Source organism: Paracoccus homiensis, from assembly GCF_900111675.1.
In the GTDB taxonomy this organism is placed as follows: domain Bacteria; phylum Pseudomonadota; class Alphaproteobacteria; order Rhodobacterales; family Rhodobacteraceae; genus Paracoccus; species Paracoccus homiensis.
Window position 1 is genome coordinate 215358 of sequence record NZ_FOHO01000005.1, and the last position, 19321, is coordinate 234678.

19 protein-coding genes are annotated in these 19321 nt (G+C 64.3%); 5 read left to right on the top strand and 14 right to left on the bottom strand.

Translation table 11 applies throughout. From position 1 onward, the window contains the following. Positions 1–71: 71 nt before the first annotated feature. Positions 72–584 (bottom strand): divisome-associated lipoprotein DalA, encoded by a 513-nt coding sequence (gene dalA / locus BMX67_RS09490; protein WP_090734348.1) that lies wholly within the window; start codon positions 582–584, stop codon positions 72–74. Positions 585–810: 226 nt separating this feature from the next. Here dalA and BMX67_RS09495 point away from each other — a divergent pair, with 226 nt between their 5' ends. Next, a complete protein-coding gene (locus BMX67_RS09495; RefSeq protein WP_245739369.1) occupies positions 811–1458 on the top strand; it encodes a L,D-transpeptidase in 648 nt (215 codons plus the stop codon). Between the two features lie 120 nt (positions 1459–1578). On the opposite strand, the gene BMX67_RS09500 is transcribed toward BMX67_RS09495, so the two are convergent. The 10 genes from BMX67_RS09500 to coaBC form a co-directional block, all read right to left on the bottom strand. Continuing rightward, a complete protein-coding gene (locus tag BMX67_RS09500) occupies positions 1579–3555 on the bottom strand; it encodes a TonB-dependent receptor (RefSeq protein WP_090734351.1) in 1977 nt (658 codons plus the stop codon). 332 nt (positions 3556–3887) lie between these two features. Beyond that, entirely contained in the window at positions 3888–5102 is a 1215-nt protein-coding gene (locus tag BMX67_RS09505) for an NAD(P)/FAD-dependent oxidoreductase (protein WP_090734353.1), read from the bottom strand. A gap of 101 nt (positions 5103–5203) precedes the next feature. Continuing rightward, positions 5204–6415, bottom strand: a complete 1212-nt coding sequence (locus BMX67_RS09510; RefSeq protein WP_090734354.1) for a cysteine desulfurase — start codon at positions 6413–6415, stop codon at positions 5204–5206. Beyond that, complete coding sequence (locus tag BMX67_RS09515) at positions 6412–7005, bottom strand: YIP1 family protein (RefSeq protein ID WP_090734355.1); 594 nt, start codon at positions 7003–7005, stop codon at positions 6412–6414. The genes BMX67_RS09510 and BMX67_RS09515 overlap by 4 nt, the downstream gene beginning before the upstream one ends. Continuing rightward, positions 7002–7514, bottom strand: coding sequence for a hypothetical protein (locus BMX67_RS09520; protein ID WP_245739370.1), 513 nt, complete (start codon positions 7512–7514; stop codon positions 7002–7004). Before BMX67_RS09520 ends, BMX67_RS09515 begins: the two co-directional genes overlap by 4 nt. Further along, on the bottom strand, positions 7487–8830 hold the full coding sequence (locus tag BMX67_RS09525) for a SufB/SufD family protein (RefSeq protein WP_090734359.1): 1344 nt from the start codon (positions 8828–8830) through the stop codon (positions 7487–7489). The genes BMX67_RS09520 and BMX67_RS09525 overlap by 28 nt, the downstream gene beginning before the upstream one ends. Beyond that, positions 8830–9585: a Fe-S cluster assembly ATPase SufC gene (gene sufC / locus BMX67_RS09530; RefSeq protein ID WP_090734361.1), complete on the bottom strand. Its 756-nt coding sequence runs from the start codon at positions 9583–9585 to the stop codon at positions 8830–8832. The genes BMX67_RS09525 and sufC overlap by 1 nt, the downstream gene beginning before the upstream one ends. A 69-nt stretch (positions 9586–9654) precedes the next feature. Next, positions 9655–11175 carry a Fe-S cluster assembly protein SufB gene (sufB, locus tag BMX67_RS09535; protein ID WP_090734363.1) on the bottom strand — a complete coding sequence of 507 codons (1521 nt, stop codon included), beginning with the start codon at positions 11173–11175 and terminating at the stop codon, positions 9655–9657. Between the two features lie 33 nt (positions 11176–11208). Next, positions 11209–12252 (bottom strand): cysteine desulfurase family protein, encoded by a 1044-nt coding sequence (locus BMX67_RS09540; protein WP_090734365.1) that lies wholly within the window; start codon positions 12250–12252, stop codon positions 11209–11211. Further along, positions 12249–13478 (bottom strand): bifunctional phosphopantothenoylcysteine decarboxylase/phosphopantothenate--cysteine ligase CoaBC, encoded by a 1230-nt coding sequence (gene coaBC / locus BMX67_RS09545; protein WP_090734367.1) that lies wholly within the window; start codon positions 13476–13478, stop codon positions 12249–12251. The genes BMX67_RS09540 and coaBC overlap by 4 nt, the downstream gene beginning before the upstream one ends. 125 nt (positions 13479–13603) lie before the next feature. Here coaBC and BMX67_RS09550 point away from each other — a divergent pair, with 125 nt between their 5' ends. From BMX67_RS09550 to queE, 4 genes are all read left to right on the top strand, one after another. Continuing rightward, positions 13604–15118: a YifB family Mg chelatase-like AAA ATPase gene (locus tag BMX67_RS09550; RefSeq protein ID WP_090734368.1), complete on the top strand. Its 1515-nt coding sequence runs from the start codon at positions 13604–13606 to the stop codon at positions 15116–15118. 84 nt (positions 15119–15202) lie between these two features. After that, positions 15203–15904, top strand: coding sequence for a 7-cyano-7-deazaguanine synthase QueC (gene queC / locus BMX67_RS09555; RefSeq protein WP_090734370.1), 702 nt, complete (start codon positions 15203–15205; stop codon positions 15902–15904). Beyond that, the gene (gene queD, locus BMX67_RS09560; RefSeq protein ID WP_090734371.1) at positions 15904–16257 is read left to right on the top strand and encodes a 6-carboxytetrahydropterin synthase QueD; all 354 of its coding nucleotides are present in this window, start codon (positions 15904–15906) and stop codon (positions 16255–16257) included. Before queC ends, queD begins: the two co-directional genes overlap by 1 nt. Continuing rightward, positions 16254–16961, top strand: a complete 708-nt coding sequence (gene queE / locus BMX67_RS09565; protein ID WP_090734373.1) for a 7-carboxy-7-deazaguanine synthase QueE — start codon at positions 16254–16256, stop codon at positions 16959–16961. The genes queD and queE overlap by 4 nt, the downstream gene beginning before the upstream one ends. Positions 16962–16997: 36 nt before the next feature. Here queE and gshB read toward each other — a convergent pair whose 3' ends face one another. The 3 genes from gshB to rsmI are packed head-to-tail and all read right to left on the bottom strand — an operon-like array spanning position 16998 to position 19252. Next, a complete protein-coding gene (gshB, locus tag BMX67_RS09570; RefSeq protein ID WP_090734374.1) occupies positions 16998–17945 on the bottom strand; it encodes a glutathione synthase in 948 nt (315 codons plus the stop codon). A 57-nt stretch (positions 17946–18002) separates the two neighbouring features. After that, complete coding sequence (locus tag BMX67_RS09575) at positions 18003–18371, bottom strand: YraN family protein (RefSeq protein WP_090734376.1); 369 nt, start codon at positions 18369–18371, stop codon at positions 18003–18005. After that, the gene (gene rsmI / locus BMX67_RS09580) at positions 18368–19252 is read right to left on the bottom strand and encodes a 16S rRNA (cytidine(1402)-2'-O)-methyltransferase (RefSeq protein ID WP_245739382.1); all 885 of its coding nucleotides are present in this window, start codon (positions 19250–19252) and stop codon (positions 18368–18370) included. The genes BMX67_RS09575 and rsmI overlap by 4 nt, the downstream gene beginning before the upstream one ends. Between the last annotated feature and the right edge of the window lie 69 nt (positions 19253–19321).

Genomic DNA, 19321 nt, shown 5'->3' on the forward strand with positions numbered 1-19321 from the left:
CGTCCCGCCGATCGCAAAAAGCCCCGACCGCAAGGCCGGGGCTTTGTCATGCGCGGGGCTTGCTGCGGCGATCAGCGGCCGGCCAGCAGCGTCCACCAGACCTTGCCCGACGGTTCCTGATACCAGGCAAAGCCCAGATTGGTGGCCGTGGGGTCCATGATCACGTCGCGGGTGTCACGCTCGCTCATCCAGGCGTTCAGGGTCTGGATGTCGTTTTCATAGGTCTCCGAGATATTCTCGCCGACCAAGGTGCCGAAATAGCCCTGGCTGCGCGCCCGATCCAGCGGCGACGAGCCATCGGAACCCCAATGCCACGCGCGGTTCTGCGCCGCCATGTCACGGGAATGAGTCGCCGCAGCCGCCGACAATTGCGGGTTCATCATCAATGCCGGGGCACCGACATTGGCCCGTAGCGTGTTGATTTGCTGCAACACTCGGGCCGGAATTTCGGCCGCTTCGCGCTGGTCGATCGTATAGGCCACGGGCAAGGGCTGGCCATCCGGACCAAGCTGCGGCGCGCTGCGCGGCTGACACGCGGTCAGCGCAATCAGCGACAAGGCCGCAATCACCTTGAAATTCATCATTTTGGGTTGTCCCTCGTCTTTATTTTAAGGACAGATTTACAGAATCCCCCGCAACGCTTCAAACGCAAGAATTCGTGATGATCGCGAATTCCTCACGCGGGCGCGATCTCGCCGGTTTGAATTGCCCGGTTGCGCAGCGCGATCTATATTTGTCGGTATCATTCAAGAGGTGATGCAGTCAGAACCCCGCTGGAAAAGCGCGGTCTGGAACGAAGGACATACTGCAATGAGCAAGTCAGTCGCAATGAACCGCCGCGCCTTTCTGGGCACGGCCGCCGCGATGGGAACCGCCGGTCTGGTGCTGCCCGCAGCGGCCCAGCAGGTTGACCCCTATACCGGTCAGCCGATCTATGGCGCCACCGCAGGCGCGACGCCCGATGCGGGCGCGGTGCAATACGAACAGTCGAACCAGCGGCACAACATCTCCAGCTTCCGCGCTCAGGACTGGCGTCCCTATTTCGACAATCTCACCAATGGCGCGATCCTGTGCGACCTGACCTCGCGCGCGGTGCATTACTGGTCCGAGGATGAATCGGTCTATCGGCTGTACCCGTCCTCGATCCCGGTCAGCGCCGACCTGACGCGCACCGGCCGGACCGAGATCATCAAGAAGGTCGAAGGCCCCAGCTGGGCACCCACCCCCGACATGCGCAAGCGCAACCCGGAATGGCCCGAATTCGTCGGCCCCGGCCCCGACAACCCGCTTGGCACCCACGCCCTGTGGCTAAGCTGGCAGTATTACCGCATTCACGGCACGCATGACACGCGCAAGATCGGGCGCAAATCCTCGAACGGGTGCATCGGTCTTTACAACGAACATATCGCCGAACTGTTCAGCTTGTCGAATATCGGCACGCAGGTGCTGTTGATCTGACGCCCCGCGCCGATCCCCGATACAGAAAACAGCCGCCCCGACCAGGGCGGCTGTTTTTGTCTGTCAGAGAGAGGGAACAGACATCCTGCCGCCGGGCTGCCCCGGCGGCAGAATCAGGGATCAGAAGTCCATGCTGACGCCAAGGGTGACGGTGCGGCCCGGCGCGTAAAGCGGGGTCACGTCGCGATCAAGATTGCGACCATAGGTCGACCGTTCATAGTAAGCCTTGTCCAGCAGGTTTTCGACGCCAAGACGCACGACAACATCCTGATACTGGGCGGGCGACCATTCGGCATAAGCGTTCACGACCGCATAGCCGGGCGCCTCGGCAAAGCCGCTATCGGTGATATAGTCACCCGACAGCCGATCGGCCAGTTCGACGCTTGCGCCGACGGCAAGATTGTATTGCGGGATATCCTGATCGATGAACAGCGTGGCCACGGTACCGAAGGGCGTCGCCTCGCCACCGACCGGCGCCAGATCGTCGCCGTCATAGGACACGTCTGCCTTGGTGATGCTGGCCCCGATGCGGCCCGAACCCCAGCTGTAATTCCCCGACAGGGTAAAGCCCTTGCTGCGATATTCCTCGCTGTTGTCCAGCGTCGGGTAATAGGCGTTGGCCAGACCGTCCAGACGGGTGTCGAACAGGGTCACGTTGCCTGTCCAGTTGCCCTGGCTGGCGTTCAGGCCCAGCTTGTAGTTCTTGGCGGTGGCAGGCTCGAACCCGTCGGCCGTGACGGTCGAGGAATCGCGGGCATGCAGATAGCCGTATTCGCCCAGATCATAGCCCAGCCAGGTCCGCGACGCGCCTGCGAACACCTCGTAACCGGGTGCGAATTCATAGGCGATGGTGGCGTTCACGCTGGCACCCGTGTCCGAGCGGCGATCCCCCGTCCAGTCGCTGAAACGATGTGCGTCCAGACGGCCGCCGGTTGACAGGCGAATGCCGTTGGCGAATTCGAACCGGCCCTGAACGAAGGCGCCCGCCTGCATGGTTTCCAGTTCGTGGACCGGCACATCGGTATCGCCGAAATTGTCGATCGAATAGTCGTTATAGGCCCAATCCAGACCCGCCGTGACGGTGCCGACCCCGACATCGAAGCGGTTCTTTGCGACGCCGCCGACAGTCGTCGCATCGAACGAAAAGTCACCGCCCGCGCGACCTTCAAGAAAATTCGTCCGCGCGTATTCCTGACGGGCCAGATAGATCGACAGTTCGGGATCCCACATCGCCGAAGGTGCGGTTTCGGTATAGGTCAGGCTCAGCGTGTCGCGGGTCAGTTTCAGCGGATAGACCGCATCTTCCAGATTCATGTTCATGCGGACCGGGCGGTCGGCGTCGTCTTCGCTGTGCTCATAGGCCAGTTCGACGCGGTGTCCTTCGAATTCATAACCCAGCTTGACGATACCGGTGACATTCGACGCCTCGCTGCCGGGGATCTCGTTGCCGTCGCCATCGTCGTAATTGTCGCCCTGCGCGGTGTTGACCATCGCGAACCAGTCGAACCCGTCGTAAACGCCATATCCGGCAAGGCTGGCGGTCACGCCGCGGCCATTGCTGCCATAGGACAGGCTTGCGCGCCCGCCCTGCGTGCGGCCATCGGTCAGCAGTTCGCGTGCGCCAAGCGTTTCATAGCGCACCGCACCCGCGGCTGCGGCAAAGCCCGCATCGGCACCTGCCGCGCCTGCCTCGACCTCGACGCGTTTCAAGAAGGCCGGATCGACAAAGCTGGACCCACCGTGATGCCAGCTGTCCTTGAACTGCGGCACGCCATCGACGGTCACGGCAAGGTTCGACTGTTCCAGACCCAGAACATAGATCCGCTTGGCCGGGCCGGTGCCCGCCGCGACATTGACCGCAGAATCGCGCGAGAACAGTTCCGACACATCGGCGGGCTTCAGCGCCTGAAGATCCGCTTGCGTCAGGGTGACGCCGCCGGTCGCCTCGGTGCTTTCCTGCCCGTCCGAGACCAGCGTGATGGGGTCAAGAACGACCGTTCCCGGCGTCTGAGAAATGGTGGCGTCCTGTGCCTGCAATGCCGTTGCCATCGCGATCAGCGATACACCGGTCATGGCGGGGAACGATAGTCTTTGCATGGGTCATCTCCGCGACATGTGTTTCGCGCTGAGATGCGCCAATCACGGCGGAATGATCAACTAAAACAGTCAGGATTCCCGAAGCTGTTGCAAAATGACCTGATTACAAAGGGATAAAGAAATCCTGCCGACCGCCCTTAATCTTATAATTTCAGTTAGTTATAGGATGGGCTGCTTGGAACAAGAAAAACCGCCGCCACCCGCGTCGCCAGAACTTTCCACAATACCTGAGTGAATCACTTGACATTACACTCGCGGGAATGCGATTGCTGCACCCTTTCATGAAATAAGGGCGCCCGGATGGACGCCCTTCGGTCTTGCGTGTCCGCGCCCTAACGGTGCAGGCGATCCGGCGACAGCTCGGACCAGCCGGGGCCGCCATCCATCTGTTCAGCCAGGATCTCGGCCGTGACGGGGCCAAGGGTAAAGCCCTGATGCCCATGCCCGAAATGTGCCCACAGGTTGGGCTGATCCGGCACCGCCCCGACCACGGGCAGCATGTCCGGCATGCAGGGGCGGCGACCTGTCCAGGGTTCGGCCTCGACCGGGGCCCCGATCTCGAACAGTTCCTTTGCCGCCTTTTCACCGTGGCTCAGCTGCGGGGGCAGCAGTCGCGGGTGGCTGGTCAGTTCGGCGGCGGTGGCGATCCGCAGCCCGCGGCGCATGGGCGACAGGACGACCGAATTGCCGAAATCCGCGATCGGATGATGGGGCGGCGCGTCCATGTGATAATGGCGATGATAGCCGCGTTTGTAGACCATCGGCACCTTCAGCCCATAGCGGCCCAACAGCATCGGCGACCACGGCCCCAGCGCGATGACGGCATGTTCGCCTTCGCCCTCATCCGCGATCCATGCCGCGCCCTTGCGGTGCAGATCGCCCGCGTCGCCATTGATGATCCGTCCGCCGCGCCGTTCGAACAGCGCCGCATAGCGCGCGACCAGACCGCCCGGATCGGAACAGTTCCAGCTGTCGGCCCAATGCGTCGCGCCCAGAATATCGACCTTGATCGAAGGTTCCAGCGCGCGCAGCTGCGCCCCATCCAGAAGGGTTGATTCCACGCCGAATTCAGTGCGGAACCGTTCCACCGCCTTGCGGCCCTTTTCCAGCTTGGCGGGGGTCCGGTGCAGCTCGATATAGCCGTCGCGGCGGATGATGTTGTCGGCGCCTGACGCCTCGATCAGCGGGCCGTGGCGTTCCGTCGACTGGCGGATCAGCTTGCCCCAGGTCTGCGAGGCGCGGCGATGCGCCGCCGGAAGCGAGTTTCGGGCATAGGCGAACACCGCGCCGGCCTGCGACAGAAGCCCCGGAATGTTCCATTTCACATCATAGCCGCGCCCCAGCGCGATTTGCAGCAGCGCACCGGGCGCCAGCGGCATGGCATAGGGTTCTACCGCCTCGGTCTGGATCAGCCCGGCATTGCCATAGCTGGTCTCGCGCCCCGGCGCGTTGCGGTCGATGATGGTGACGTCATGGCCCCGTTCCTGCAGGGCCAACGCGGTTGTGACGCCGACCATGCCTGCGCCCAGAACCAGAATCTCGGACATGACTGCCTCCTTGACGTGTCAACGCCGGGATGCAGGAAATCGTCGCACTCGGGCAAGGAATTTCGGCCAATCTTCGGTGACTGGCCAAAACTTTGCAAGATTCAGGCGAAAAGCTCGCGGCAGAAGCTTAAAGCTTCGACAAGCGCGTCCACTTCTTCGACAGTGTTATACATCGCGAAAGACGCCCGGGCCGAGGCATTGATTCCATAGAATTCCATCAGCGGCATCGCGCAATGGGACCCGGCGCGGATGGCGACACCCTTCTTGTCCAGAATGGTGGACAGGTCATGGGCATGCGCGCCTTCCATGGTCATGGAAAAGATCGCGCCCTTGTCCGGTGCGTCACCCTGAACGCTAAGCCAGTTCAGCTGCCGCAACCGGTCGCGGGCATGATCGCGCAGCACGCGTTCATGCGCCGCGACATTCTGCATCCCCAGATCCATCAGATATTCCAGCGCCGCGCCCAGCCCAATCTGGTTGACGATGCCGGGGGTCCCGGCCTCAAAACGCAGGGGCGGGTCGGCATAGGTCACCTCGTCCCGCGCGACGGTGCGGATCATGTCGCCGCCGCCAAGGAAGGGCCGCATCTCGGCCTGACGCGCGGCCTTGATCCAGATCGCCCCCGAGCCCGAGGGGCCGTAAAGCTTGTGCCCCGTCACGCAGTAGAAATCGCAGCCAAGCGCCGACAGATCGACCGGCATGTGAACCGCGGCCTGACTGCCATCGACCAGCACCGGCACATCGGTGCCCTGCGCGATCGCCGCGACATCGACGATAGTGCCGGTCACGTTCGACATATGCGTGACGGCCACCAGTTTCGTCTTCGGACCGATGGCGGCCAGAACCTTTTCGGCGGGCAGGCTGCCATCGGCCTCGGGCTCGACCCATTTCAGGACGACACCCTGCCGTTCGCGCAGGAAATGCCAGGGAACGATATTGGCGTGATGTTCCAGAACCGACAGCACGATCTCATCACCGGCCTGCAGGCGCGGCGCAGCCCAGCCATAGCTGACCAGATTGATCCCCTCGGTCGAACCGCTGGTAAAGATCACCTCATCCTCGCGGGGGGCGTTCAGGAACCGTGCGATGATGGCGCGGACGCGTTCGTAATTGTCGGTCGCAAGGTTCGACAGGTAATGCAGACCGCGATGAACATTGGCGTATTCGCCCTCATATGCACGGGTGATCGCGTCGATCACGACCTGCGGTTTCTGCGCGCTGGCGCCGCTGTCCAGATAGACCAGCGGCTTGCCATTCACCTGACGCGACAGGATCGGGAAATCCGCGCGGACCTTGGCGATATCAAAGCTCATTGCGAAATCTCCGGTAGAATGCCCAATGCCGCGGCAATGAAGGATAGAAGAAAGCCCGCGACAAAGGCGGTTGCGATCAGACCCATGAATACCTTGGCGCCGCTGCGAAAATCATGCAGCGCCTTGGTGAATTGAACCGTCAGCCACAAAAACATCGCGATTGCCAGAATACCCAGAATGCCCGCGACGGCGGGCAGCAGCAGACTGACCACGACCTGCGCCACCTGCACCAGCAGCAGCACGACCTCGATCCACACGGCCAGCAGCAGCGCATCCTCGAACCGGCCCTGCCCGCCGAACATGCGCCCCACCGCCGACATCAGCCCGGCCGCAAGCAGAATCGCCCCGGCCTGAACGCTGGCCATCAGCAAGGGTTGCGCCGTCATCGACAGGGCAGGCATCGCCTCGCCCTCGGGCAGGGGGAAAAGCTGTGCCGAGAACCAGGCCAGAATGGCCGAAACCGACACCGCGATCGCCAAGCCCATCCAGCGCGCGGGCAGCGGAATCTCCGCCGACATCAACTGCCGGGCCGCCGCCTCGGGTTCACGAAAGGTCAGGCCGATCAGGGCCTTGAGATCGTCGAAAGTCATGCCTTCCTCGCCAGTGCCGCAATATTCGCGCCCCAGATCCACAGAAAACCCAGACCGGTCACGGTCTGTGCCACGATCAGGGCCGCCCCCGGCCCGATCAGCCCGGCCACCAGCCCGGTCAGCAACATCGCCGGCGCGACCGCGAGCAGCGCCCAGAACAGCGCCAGCCGCGAATCCTCGGGGGTCAGCCGCCGCGGCAGGGCACGTGACAGAAACGCCACCAACCCGGCCACCGCATAGGCCAGCAACGGCATCACGAACATCACCGCCAGCAACGATCCGGCCATCCGGGCGTCGAAGGGCACGGACGGGTCTAGATGGGCGTTGCGGGCATGTTGCGGGGCCTGGGCGATCAGAAAGATCAGCATGGCCGCCATCAGCACGACCAGCTTTGCCCGTTCGGGCATGGCCGAAAGGCCCCGCACGACATCGCGCGGAGCCCACCAGCTTTGCAGAATGCGCGGTGCGATACCGCCGCGCGTCACTGACTGGCGCGAGTCGTCAGCCACGCTTCCAACCGGTCATTGATCTGGCCGCGCAGGCCCTCATCCTCGATCTCTTCCAGCGCGTCGGCCAGGAAGGACAGGACCAGAAACACGATCGCCCGTTCATAGGGCACGCCGCGCGAACGCAGATAGAACAGCGCGGTTTCGTCGATCGCGCCCGTGGTCGACCCGTGCGAGCATTTCACATCGTCGGCATAGATTTCCAGTTCCGGCTTTGCAAGAAACTGGCTGCGTTCATCCAGAAGCAGCGCCTGACTGATCTGATAGCCGTCGGTCTTCTGTGCGCCGGGTTTGACCAGGATCTTGCCCTGAAACACCCCGGTCGCGCCGTTCTTCAGCACCTTCTTGTACACCTGGCGGCTTTCACCGCGCAGCGCGCCATGGGTGATGAACACGGTGTCGTCATGGTGGAACGGGCCGATGTTCTGGTCGCCCAGAACCGCCGCCGCCACATGCGCGACCGCATCGTCGCCGACCATGTCCACGACCGCCTCGTTGCGCATGACATTGCCATTCACCGACAGCACGAAGCTTTTCAGCGAGGCGCCTTCCGCGACGCGGGCAAAGACATGCGACAAGCCGACCTTGGGATCGACGGCACGTTTCGCGGCGATCATGTGCAGGCGGGCACCCTTGGCCAGATCCGCCTCGATCACCCCGTTCGAGCGGGCGCCGACCATGCCGGTTTCCAGCAGCGTCGCCTCGGCGCCCTCTTCCACGCGGATGACGTGGTGCCAGACGACATCGGCATCCTCGGCGGCGCGACGATGCAGCACATGGATGGGCTTTGCCGGCTTGCCGGTCACCCGGATCAGCAGCCCGTCCTGCGCCGCGGCCGTGTTCAGCGCGGCGAAGGGGCGCGAAACCGGGTTCTGACCCGCCAGTTCCAGAGCACCATAAAGGCCCTTGGCCCAATGCTCGGCCTGATCCTGAGTGCCCGACAGGGTCGAAATCTCGATCCCGTCCAGCGACAGATCATCCGATGCCTCGGCGTCGAATTGCCCGTCCACAAAGACCAGCGTCAGCTTGTCATCAGCGGAAAACAGCGGCGATTCCTCGGCCGCAGGCTCAAACGGCAGCGGTTTGGCGGAAGGCGCGTTGAACGGGCGCGGATCGGTAAAGCGCCAGTATTCGTCGCGCGGACCGGGCAGGCCCATGTCGCGCAGACGGGCCAGCGCCTCGGCGCGGGCATCCGCCAACCAGCCACCCTTGGGCAGCGGCAGCGCGGCCAGACGCGCATCCAGCGCGTTTTCGGCCTTCGGTGCGCCGGAAACCTGCGGCGTCACCTCGTCCTTGGATTTCACGGCCACGTCCGACATCAACCGGCCTCCGCCAGCAGATCGCCATAGCCGTTCTCTTCGACTTCCAGCGCCAGTTCGGGACCGCCCGATTTGACGATGCGGCCATTCGACATGATATGCACGACATCGGGTTTGATGTGGTTCAGCAGGCGCTGGTAATGCGTGATGACCAGAAAGCTGCGGCCCGCGTCGCGCAGGGCATTCACGCCTTCCGACACCAGACGCATCGCGTCGACATCCAGACCCGAGTCGGTTTCGTCCATGATGCACATGCGCGGTTCCAGCATGGCCATCTGCAGGATCTCGTTGCGCTTCTTCTCACCGCCCGAGAAACCGACATTGACCGGACGCTTCAGCATCTCGGCGTCGATCTGCAGGTCCTTCGCCTTGGCGCGCACGATCTTCAGGAACTCGCCCGACGACAATTCGTCCTGGCCACGGGCCTTGCGCTGCGCGTTCACGGCGGTGCGCAGGAAGGTCATGTTGCCCACGCCCGGGATCTCGACCGGGTACTGGAAGGCCAGGAACAGGCCGGCTGCGGCGCGTTCCTCGGGTTCCATCTCCAGCAGGCTTTCGCCGTCCAGCGTTGCGTCGCCGTCGGTCACTTCGTAACCGTCGCGGCCCGACAGGACATAGGAAAGGGTGGATTTGCCCGAACCGTTCGGACCCATGATGGCATGGACCTGACCGGCAGGGACTTCGAGGCTCAGACCCTTCAGGATCTGCTTGTCCTCTTCTTCCAGCTTCACGTGCAGGTTATCAATCTTCAGCATATCTTCCTCATCGGATGGTGGCGGCGGTGCCGTCCCGCGGCACCATCATCGAATTTTGCGTGGCGGCCTTTAGCCGACCGAACCTTCAAGCGAGATCGCGACCAGCGACTGCGCTTCCATGGCGAACTCCATCGGCAGCGCCTGCAGGACCTCGCGGCAGAACCCGTTCACGACCAGCGCGACGGCCTCTTCCTCGTCCATGCCGCGCGACCGGCAGTAGAACAGCTGGTCGTCGTCCACCTTGCTGGTGGTCGCCTCGTGTTCGACCCGGCTGCTGGTGTTCTTGACCTCGATATAGGGCACCGTGTGGGCACCGCACTGATCGCCGATCAGCAGGCTGTCGCACTGGGTATAGTTGCGGCTGTTCGTGGCCTTGGGGTGCATCGTCACCAGACCGCGATAGGTGTTCTGCGCCTTGCCAGCCGAGATGCCCTTGGAAACGATGCGCGAACGCGTGTTCTTGCCCAGATGGATCATCTTGGTGCCGGTGTCGGCCTGCTGGAAGTTGTTGGCGATCGCGATCGAGTAGAACTCGCCCTGCGATTCATCGCCGCGCAGGATGCAGGACGGGTATTTCCAGGTGATGGCCGAGCCGGTCTCCACCTGCGTCCACATCACCTTGGCCCGTGCCTCGCGGCAGTCGGCGCGCTTGGTCACGAAGTTATAGATGCCACCCTTGCCTTCCTCGTCGCCGGGGAACCAGTTCTGGACGGTCGAGTATTTCACCTCGGCATCTTCCAGGATGACCAGCTCGACGACGGCGGCGTGCAGCTGGTTGGTGTCGCGCTGCGGCGCGGTGCACCCTTCCAGATAGCTGACATAGCTGCCCTTGTCCGCGATGATCAGCGTCCGCTCGAACTGGCCGGTATTCTCGGCGTTGATGCGGAAATAGGTCGACAGCTCCATCGGGCAGCGTACGCCCGGCGGGACATAGACGAAGGACCCGTCCGAGAAGACGGCGCTGTTCAGAGTCGCGAAGAAGTTGTCGGACTGCGGAACGACGCTGCCCAGGTATTTCTTGACCAGTTCGGGATGCTCGCGGATCGCCTCGCTGATCGAACAGAAGATGACGCCGGCCTTGGCCAGTTCATCCTTGAAGGTGGTGCCGACGCTGACGCTGTCGAAGACCGCGTCCACGGCGACCTTGCGGCCTTCCGCAGGTGCCTCGTCCGCACCTTCGACGCCTGCAAGGATCATCTGCTCCTTCAGCGGGATGCCCAGCTTTTCATAGGTCGCCAGCAGCTTGGGGTCCACCTCGTCCAGCGACTTCGGCTTCTCTTCCATGCTTTTGGGGCGGGCATAGTAGTACTGATCCTGGAAGTCGATTTCCGGATAGTTCAGCATCGCCCATTTCGGCTCGGTCATGGTCTGCCAGCGGCGGAAGGCTTCCAGCCGCCACTCAGTCATCCATTCCGGTTCGTTGTTCTTTTCCGAGATAAGACGGACGATATCCTCGTTCAGCCCTTTCGGGGCATAGTCCATCTCGATCTCGGTATCCCAGCCATATTTATAGCTGCCCATGTTCTGGACGGTTTCGACCGTTTCACGGTCGACGCCTTCGCGCACGTCAAGATCGGTGGTTTCCGTCATCTCTAATCCTTCCTCGGACCGGGGCGCCCTGCCCTAGCCATTCCGTTCGCGCCAGCGTGAATACGCGGTTTCCCACGCATCCGCAAATCGGTTCACCTGATCGTCGCCCAAAGCCGGGCTTATCGAGATGCGGATCGCCGATTGCGCCTGGCTATCGCTGTAACCCATCGCCTGCAGGGCACCGCTGGCACGGACCTTGCCCGACGAACAGGCCGAGCCTGCCGATACGGCAAATCCCGCAAGATCCATCTGCATGACCTGCGTTTCACCTTTCCACCCCGATGTAAGAAGGCAGGTGGTGTTCGGCAAGCGTCGCGCGCCCTTTCCGGCGATGCGGGCCTCGGGCGCAATCGCCATCAGTCGCGCCTCAAGCAGGTCACGGCGGGCTGCAACCTCGTCCCACAGACCGGCAGCCAGATCCTTCTGCGCGGCCTCGGCTGCGGCGGCAAAGCCTGCGATCCCGACCAGATTCTCGGTCCCGGCGCGGCGTCCCTGTTCCTGACCGCCACCGCGAATCAGCGCCGGAACCTCGACGCCCTTCTTCAGGATCAACGCGCCGATGCCCTTGGGGCCGCCCAGCTTGTGCGCGCTGACAAAGCCTGCGGTGATGCCCAGCCAGTTGAAGGCAAAGGGAACCTTGCCGAAAGCCTGCGTCAGGTCGCTGCTGGCCAAGCCTTCGGGCAGGGCCTGCAGGACGCCGGTTTCATTATTCGCCAGTTGCAGGCTGGTCCGCGCGGGATCGGTCACCGTCACGATCCCGTCGGCATCGACCTCAAGATCCTGTTCGCACCAGACCTTGATCGCGCTGTGCTCGACCGGCGCGCAATGAATGCCCTGCCCGGCCAACACCATCGAGGCGGCCTCGGTCGTGCCCGAGGTAAAGACGATATCCGCCCCCTCGGCGCCCAGCGCCGCGGCCAGTTTCTCGCGTGACCGTTCCAGCAGCATCTTGGCCGCCCGTCCTTCGGTATGGACCGAAGACGGGTTTCCGGCCAGATCCATCGCCTCGATCATCGCCGCCTTGGCTTCGGCGCGAATCGGCGTGGTTGCGTTCCAGTCCAGGTAATGTCGGCTCATGCCAGTGCCTCTGCAATGTCCTGCGCCAGGCGGCGGGCCACCTGATCCTTGCCCATGCGCGGCCATTCCCGCGCACCATCCGCGCGGATCAGCGTCACCGCATTTTCCGTGCCCCCCATGATCCCCGTCGCCGGGCTGACATCATTGGCCACGATCCAGTCGCACCCTTTCCGCGCCCGTTTCGCGGTTGCGTGGTCGATCACGTCATGGGTTTCGGCGGCAAATCCCACGACCAGCTTGGGACGCTGCCAGTCCAGACCGCTGATCCATGCCAGGATGTCCGGGTTTTCCGCCATTTCCAGCGCGGGGGGGCGGCCGCTGCCATCCTTTTTCATCTTGCGTTCGGCGCTGTTGGTGACGCGCCAATCCGCCACCGCCGCGGCCATGACCGCCGCATCGGCGGGCAGCGCGGCCTCGACCGCATCACGCATCTGCCGGGCGGTTTCGACGGCGATCACATCGACGCCTTCGGGCGCCGGAACACTGGCCGGGCCGGTCACGAAGCTGACCTTTGCGCCCAGATCACGCAGCGCCGCCGCAATGGCCGCCCCCTGCGCCCCCGAGGATCGGTTCGCGATATAGCGCACCGGGTCTATGGGTTCGTGCGTCGGCCCCGAGGTGACGATGACATGCTTGCCCAGCATCGGTCCCTTGGGCGGGGCCACCGGAAACAGCTTCAGCGGCTGATCGCCCAGCGCATCCTTGATCGCGGCCAGAATCGCCTCGGGCTCGGCCATGCGTCCGGGGCCGAATTCGCCGCAGGCCATGTCCCCCTCATCGGGACCGACAGTCAGGATGCCGTCATCCTGCAACAGCGACAGATTGCGCTGCGTCGCCTTGTGCTGCCACATGCGCACATTCATCGCGGGCGCGATCAGCACACGCTTGTCGGTGGCCAAAAGCAGGGTCGAGGCCAGATCGTCCGCCAGACCATTCGCCATCTTCGCCATCAGATCGGCGGTGGCCGGGGCGACCACGACCAGATCGGCATTCCGCGACAACTGGATATGCCCGATCTCGGCCTCTTTGGCGATGTCGAACAGCCCGTCATGCACCGCCTCGCCGGCCAGAACCGACACCGTCATCGGGGTGGTGAATTCGGCACCGGCGCGGGTCAGGACCGGGGTCACGGCCATGCCCTCGGCCCGGATTAGCCGGATCAATTGCGGCACCTTGTAGGCGGCGATGCCGCCGCCAATGATCAGAAGGATGCGCTTGTCGCTCATATCGCCCCCGGAAAACCTGACCGACAGATAGCCATGCCGCCCCCGCCCCGCAAGGAAAGCCGGACGTTAACCGCTTCTTAACCGCCGCGCGTTAACCATTTGGCCGGGGTTCCAACGGGGGTATCATGGTCGCCATCGCCTATTCCGTCGCCTTCGAAGGGATCGAGGCGCGACTGGTCGAGGTGCAGTGTTCGGTCGCAGCGGGGCTGCCGGGCTTTTCCATCGTGGGCCTGCCCGACAAGGCCGTCAGCGAAGCACGCGAACGGGTCAAGGCAGCGTTCGGTGCGATGTCCATCGCCCTGCCCAGCAAACGCCTGACCCTGAATCTGTCGTCCGCCGACCTGCCGAAAGAGGGATCGCATTTCGATCTGCCCATCGCGCTTGCAATTCTGGCGGCGCTGGAAATCATCCCGAAGGACGAACTGGCCCGCTGCGTCTGTCTGGGCGAACTGGCGCTGGACGGGCGCATGGTCGCGGTCGCCGGTGCCCTGCCCGCCGCCATGGCCGCCGCCGAGGATGACCGCGCCCTGATCTGTCCTCGTCCCTGCGGAGCCGAGGCCGCATGGGTGCAGGCGGTTCCTGTCTTTGCCCCCGCGACGCTGCGCGAGGCCGTCGATCACCTGACCGACCGCGCACCGCTGACGCCGGCCCAACCCGGCGTGGCCGAGGCCCCCGCACGGCTGGGCTGCCTGTCCGAGGTGAAGGGCCAGGAACGGGCGAAACGCGCGTTGGAAATCGCGGCGGCGGGGCGGCACCACCTGCTGATGGTCGGGCCGCCGGGGGCGGGGAAATCCATGCTGGCCGCGCGCCTGCCCGGTCTGATGCCGCCGCTGACCCCGATCGAGGCGCTGGAAACATCGATGATCCATTCGCTGGCCGGCACGCTGGAAGATGGCGGCATTTCCCGCAGCGCCCCGTTCTGCGAACCGCATCACACCGCATCCATGGCCGCCATCGTGGGCGGTGGGCGCGGTGCCAAGCCGGGCCAGATCAGCCTTGCCCATAACGGCGTGCTGTTCATGGACGAATTCCCCGAATTTCCCCGACAGGTTCTGGAAACCCTGCGCCAGCCGATCGAAACCGGCGAGGTGGTCGTGGCCCGCGCCAATGCCCATGTCCGCTATCCCTGCCGGTTCCTGCTGATCGCGGCGGCCAATCCCTGCCGCTGCGGCCATCTGGCCGACCCCGCGCTGGCCTGTGCCCGCGCCCCGAATTGCGGGTCCGATTACATGGGCAAGATATCGGGCCCGCTGATGGACCGCTTTGACCTGCGGCTGGAGGTTCCGGCGGTCAGCTTTCTGGAACTTGACCTGCCCAGCACGGGCGAAAGCTCGGCCATGATCGCGGAACGGGTCGCCGCCGCCCGGCAGGTGCAGGCGCAGCGTTTCGCCGACCATCCCCGTGCGCGGGTCAATGCCGATGCCTCGGGCAGCCAGCTGGAACAGATCGCCGCGCCCGATGCCGAGGGGCGTGCGCTGATCGTCAAGGCCTCGGAAAAGCTGGGTCTGACGGCGCGGGGCTACCACCGCATCCTGCGCACCGCCCGCACCATCGCCGATCTGGACGGCGCCACCGATATCCGCGCCCCCCATCTGGCCGAGGCGATCAGCTATCGCCTCCCCTTCGTCGCCGGGGGGTAAGCCCGGTTGCGGGCCCGCGCCACGCAAGCTATACGCCCCGCCAACCGGTCGCAGCCTACCCGGTCATCAAAACAAGGGTCACATATGAAAACTCTGGTCATCTGCTCGGGCGGACTCGATTCCGTTTCGCTTGCTCATGTCATCGCCGCCACGGGCAATCTGTCGCGGCTGGTCTCGTTCGATTACGGTCAGCGCCATCGCAAGGAAATCGACAGCGCCGCCGCAACCGCCACGCGCCTTGGCGTCCCCCACCACGTCATCGACCTGCGCCCTGTCGGGGCGGTCCTGACCGGATCGGCGCTGACCGATGCGATCGATGTCCCCGACGGCCATTACGCCGAGGATACGATGCGGGTCACCGTCGTGCCGAACCGCAATGCGATCATGCTGACGGTCGGCTTCGGCCTTGCGGCGGCGCAGGGCGATCAGGCCGTCGCGGCGGCGGTCCATGGCGGCGATCACTTCATCTATCCCGATTGCCGCCCTGCCTTCACCGATGCGTTTCAGGTGATGCAGAATGCCGCGCTGGACGGATATGCCGATATCCGCCTGCTGACACCTTTCGTGCATCAGACCAAGGCCGATATCGTCCGCGCGGGCGCGGCCCATGGCACACCGTTTCAGGACACATGGTCCTGTTACAAGGGCGGCGCGCTGCATTGCGGGCGCTGCGGCACCTGCGTCGAACGGCGCGAGGCGTTTCATCTGGCGGGCATCCCCGATCCCACCGCCTATGCCGATCCCGATTACTGGCAGGCGGCGGTCGCCCGAAAGGCGGGTGCGTGATGTTCCGGATTCGCAAGGAATTCCACTTCTCGGCCTCGCATCAACTGACCCATTTGCCTGCCGATCACCAATGCGCGCGGCTGCATGGCCACAACTATATCGTGGTCGTCGAACTGGCCGCGCAGGCGCTGAACGCCGATGGCTTCGTGCGCGATTATCACGACCTTGGCGCGCTGAAATCCTATATCGACGACGGCTTTGACCACCGGCACCTGAACGACGTGCTGGACGGCCCCTCGACCGCGGAAAACATGGCCCTCCATTTCTTCGACTGGTGCAAAGACCGCTGGCCGGAAACCAGCGCCGTGATGGTCAGCGAAACGCCCAAGACCTGGGCCGAGTATCGCCCATGAAGCTGCGCATCGCGGAAATCTTCGGGCCGACCATTCAGGGCGAAGGCGTGCTGATCGGCGAGCCGACGGTGTTCGTGCGGGCCGGCGGCTGCGATTATCGGTGCAGCTGGTGCGACAGCCTGCACGCGGTCGACAGCGCCTTTCGCCATGACTGGGCGCCGATGTCGCCTGACGCGATCATGGATCGCGTGCGCGAATTGTCGGGCGGTCAGCCGCTGACGGTATCGCTGAGCGGGGGGAACCCGGCGATTCAGGATTTCGGCCCGGTGATCGCATCGGGGCGGCAATCGGGCTATCGCTTTGCCTGTGAAACGCAGGGCTCCGTGGCGCGGCCATGGTTCGCGGAACTGGATACGCTGGTGCTGTCGCCGAAACCGCCCAGCAGCGGCGAAACCGTCGATTGGGCCGCATTTGCCGATTGCGTGCGGGCCGGGCATGCGGCGCGGCAGACGGTCATGAAAATCGTGATCTTCGATCAGGCCGATTTCGACTGGGCGCGGGCGGCCCATGACCGTCATCCCGATCTGCCCCTGTTCCTGCAACCCGGCAACCCCGAGGTCGACCCCGCCTTGCCGGTCGATCCCGCGATGCTGGCGCAGCGGCTGGAATGGCTGACCGACCGCGCGATGCAGGCCGGATGGTTCGCGCCGCGCATCCTGCCACAGCTGCATGTGCTGATCTGGGGCAACAAGCGCGGCGTCTAGCGCGGTTGGGGACTGTGCCGCCCCCAGCCCATCGGATCAGCGTTCGGCGACGCGCCGTTCGATCGCTTCCCACATGATCCCGGCGGCGTTGATCCCGTCGAACCGTTCCAGTTCCTGAATGCCGGTGGGCGAGGTCACGTTGATTTCCGTCAGCCAGCCGTCGATCACGTCGATGCCGGTAAAGATCAGGCCCTTTTCACGCAGGACCGGACCGATCCGCGTGCAGATTTCATATTCGCGTTCGGTCAGGCCGATCTTTTCGGCGCGCCCGCCGACATGCATGTTGGACCGTGCCTCGCCTTCCTGCGGCACGCGGTTGATCGCGCCGACAGGTTCGCCATCGATCAGAATGATCCGCTTGTCGCCCTTGCTGACGGCGGGCAGATATTTCTGCGCGATCATCGGTTCGCGGTTGATCCCGGCAAAGGTTTCCAGAAGCGAGGACAGGTTCGGATCGCCCGGTTTCAGATGAAAGACCCCGGCCCCGCCATTGCCGTAAAGCGGCTTCACGATGATTTCGCCGTGACGTTCGCGGAAAGCCCGGAACGCGGCCAGATCGCGGGCGATCATGGTCGGGGGTGTCAGGTCGGGAAAATCCAGAACCATCAGCTTTTCGGGGCAGTTGCGCACCCAGAACGGATCATTCACCACCAGCGTGTCGGGATGCACCCGGTCCAGAAGATGGGTCGAGGTGACATAGGCCATGTCGAAGGGCGGGTCCTGACGCAGCCAGATCACGTCGAATTCCGCCAGATCCACTTCGGCCCAGTCGCCGAAGGTCACATGATCGCCTTCCTTGCGGCGCAGCGTGACCGGACGGCCCCGCGCGATCACGCGGCCTTCGTCATAGCGCAGCTGATCCACGGTGTATTGAAACAGCCGATGGCCGCGTGCCTCGGCCTCCAGACCGATGCGAAAGGTGCTGTCGGCATTGATGGCGACGGCCTCGATCGGGTCCATCTGCAAAGCGACGTAAAGGCTCATCGCGCCCTCCTGAACTGTGTCGCCCGTATGTCGCGCGGCGACGGGCGGGATGCAAGTCTAGCCGCCAAAGGCAGCCCGCAGCACTTGGACACGGCCCTGCCCATCTACAAGACCCGCATCGAAACGCATGTCCACATCGATGCCCTGGGGCCGCGCCGCGCAGAATTCCAGCGCGGCCTGACAGATGCGCGCCATCTGCACGGGCAGCAGGCGGGCGGCGGCCTGATCGTGGGTGGTGGCCGATTTGATCTCGACAAAGATCAACACGCCGTCCTGCTGACAGATCAGGTCGATCTCGCCGGATTGCCCGCGCCAGCGGCGGGCGATGATCGCGGCGCCGTCCTGAAGATAGACGCGCGCGACCGCCTCTTCGGCCATCTGGCCCGACAGATGTGCAACCGTCCCCCGACGGGCGCGCATGGTCATGCGTCGTCCTGGCCCAGGGCCAGTGCCGCCTGATAGACGTCGCGGCGCGGCAGGGAAAACTGCTGGGCGACCTCTTTCGCGGCATCCTTGACCGTCATGCGGCCCAGCCGGTCGCGCAGCGCCGCCTCGACTTCGTCGGGACCGGCGGCGCGGGGCGTGGGACGATCAAGCACCATCACCACCTCGCCCTTCAGCACCGACATGCGCGAATCCTGTGACAGCTGCGCCGCAGTGCCGCGGATCACCTCTTCGAATTTCTTGGTCAGCTCGCGGGCCACGACGACGATGCGGTCCGGGTCGATCTCGCACAGCGCGGCCAGCGTCTGGGCGACGCGCCGGGGGCTTTCGAACAGGATCACCGTCGCATCGACCGCGCCCCATTCCGCAAGCCAGCTTGCCCGCGCCGCCTGCGTCGAGGGCGGAAAGCCCGCGAACAGGAACTTGTCGCTAGGCAGGCCCGACAGGCTAAGCGCGGCCAGCGCGGCCGACGGCCCCGGCACGGCATGAACCCTTGCCCCCGCCTCGGCCGCGTCGCGGGCAAGGCGATAGCCCGGATCAGCCACCAGCGGCGTGCCCGCATCCGAGGCATAGGCGACGCTGCCCCCCTCTGCCAACGCCGCCAGAAGCGCGGGACGCGAACGGTCGGCATTGTGGTCGTGATAGGCCAGAATCCGGCGCCCACGCAGGGGTATGCCGTGAATATCCATCAGATGCCGCATCACGCGCGTATCCTCGGCCGCCAAAAGATCGGCCGAATTCAGCACGTCCAGCGCGCGCAGGGTGATGTCGCGCGCGCTGCCGATCGGGGTCGCGACCAGATACAGGCCGGGATCCAGTCGCGCGGCCTCGACATGGGCGGACAGCCTGCGGGCGGGCTCCAGCTGGGGCGCGGCGGAAGAGTGTTTGTCGCTCACCTGCATCTCCTTCTTGGGTTTGGGCCATTGCGCAGA

Bases quoted from the DNA above. Each gene is read 5' to 3' on its own strand.
- dalA (WP_090734348.1), bottom strand. From the start codon at position 584: ATGATGAATTTCAAGGTGATTGCGGCCTTGTCGCTGATTGCGCTGACC.
- BMX67_RS09495 (WP_245739369.1), top strand. From the start codon at position 811: ATGAGCAAGTCAGTCGCAATGAACCGCCGCGCCTTTCTGGGCACGGCC.
- BMX67_RS09500 (WP_090734351.1), bottom strand. From the start codon at position 3,555: ATGCAAAGACTATCGTTCCCCGCCATGACCGGTGTATCGCTGATCGCG.
- BMX67_RS09505 (WP_090734353.1), bottom strand. From the start codon at position 5,102: ATGTCCGAGATTCTGGTTCTGGGCGCAGGCATGGTCGGCGTCACAACC.
- BMX67_RS09510 (WP_090734354.1), bottom strand. From the start codon at position 6,415: ATGAGCTTTGATATCGCCAAGGTCCGCGCGGATTTCCCGATCCTGTCG.
- BMX67_RS09515 (WP_090734355.1), bottom strand. From the start codon at position 7,005: ATGACTTTCGACGATCTCAAGGCCCTGATCGGCCTGACCTTTCGTGAA.
- BMX67_RS09525 (WP_090734359.1), bottom strand. From the start codon at position 8,830: ATGTCGGACGTGGCCGTGAAATCCAAGGACGAGGTGACGCCGCAGGTT.
- sufC (WP_090734361.1), bottom strand. From the start codon at position 9,585: ATGCTGAAGATTGATAACCTGCACGTGAAGCTGGAAGAAGAGGACAAG.
- sufB (WP_090734363.1), bottom strand. From the start codon at position 11,175: ATGACGGAAACCACCGATCTTGACGTGCGCGAAGGCGTCGACCGTGAA.
- BMX67_RS09540 (WP_090734365.1), bottom strand. From the start codon at position 12,252: ATGAGCCGACATTACCTGGACTGGAACGCAACCACGCCGATTCGCGCC.
- coaBC (WP_090734367.1), bottom strand. From the start codon at position 13,478: ATGAGCGACAAGCGCATCCTTCTGATCATTGGCGGCGGCATCGCCGCC.
- BMX67_RS09550 (WP_090734368.1), top strand. From the start codon at position 13,604: ATGGTCGCCATCGCCTATTCCGTCGCCTTCGAAGGGATCGAGGCGCGA.
- queC (WP_090734370.1), top strand. From the start codon at position 15,203: ATGAAAACTCTGGTCATCTGCTCGGGCGGACTCGATTCCGTTTCGCTT.
- queD (WP_090734371.1), top strand. From the start codon at position 15,904: ATGTTCCGGATTCGCAAGGAATTCCACTTCTCGGCCTCGCATCAACTG.
- queE (WP_090734373.1), top strand. From the start codon at position 16,254: ATGAAGCTGCGCATCGCGGAAATCTTCGGGCCGACCATTCAGGGCGAA.
- gshB (WP_090734374.1), bottom strand. From the start codon at position 17,945: ATGAGCCTTTACGTCGCTTTGCAGATGGACCCGATCGAGGCCGTCGCC.
- BMX67_RS09575 (WP_090734376.1), bottom strand. From the start codon at position 18,371: ATGACCATGCGCGCCCGTCGGGGGACGGTTGCACATCTGTCGGGCCAG.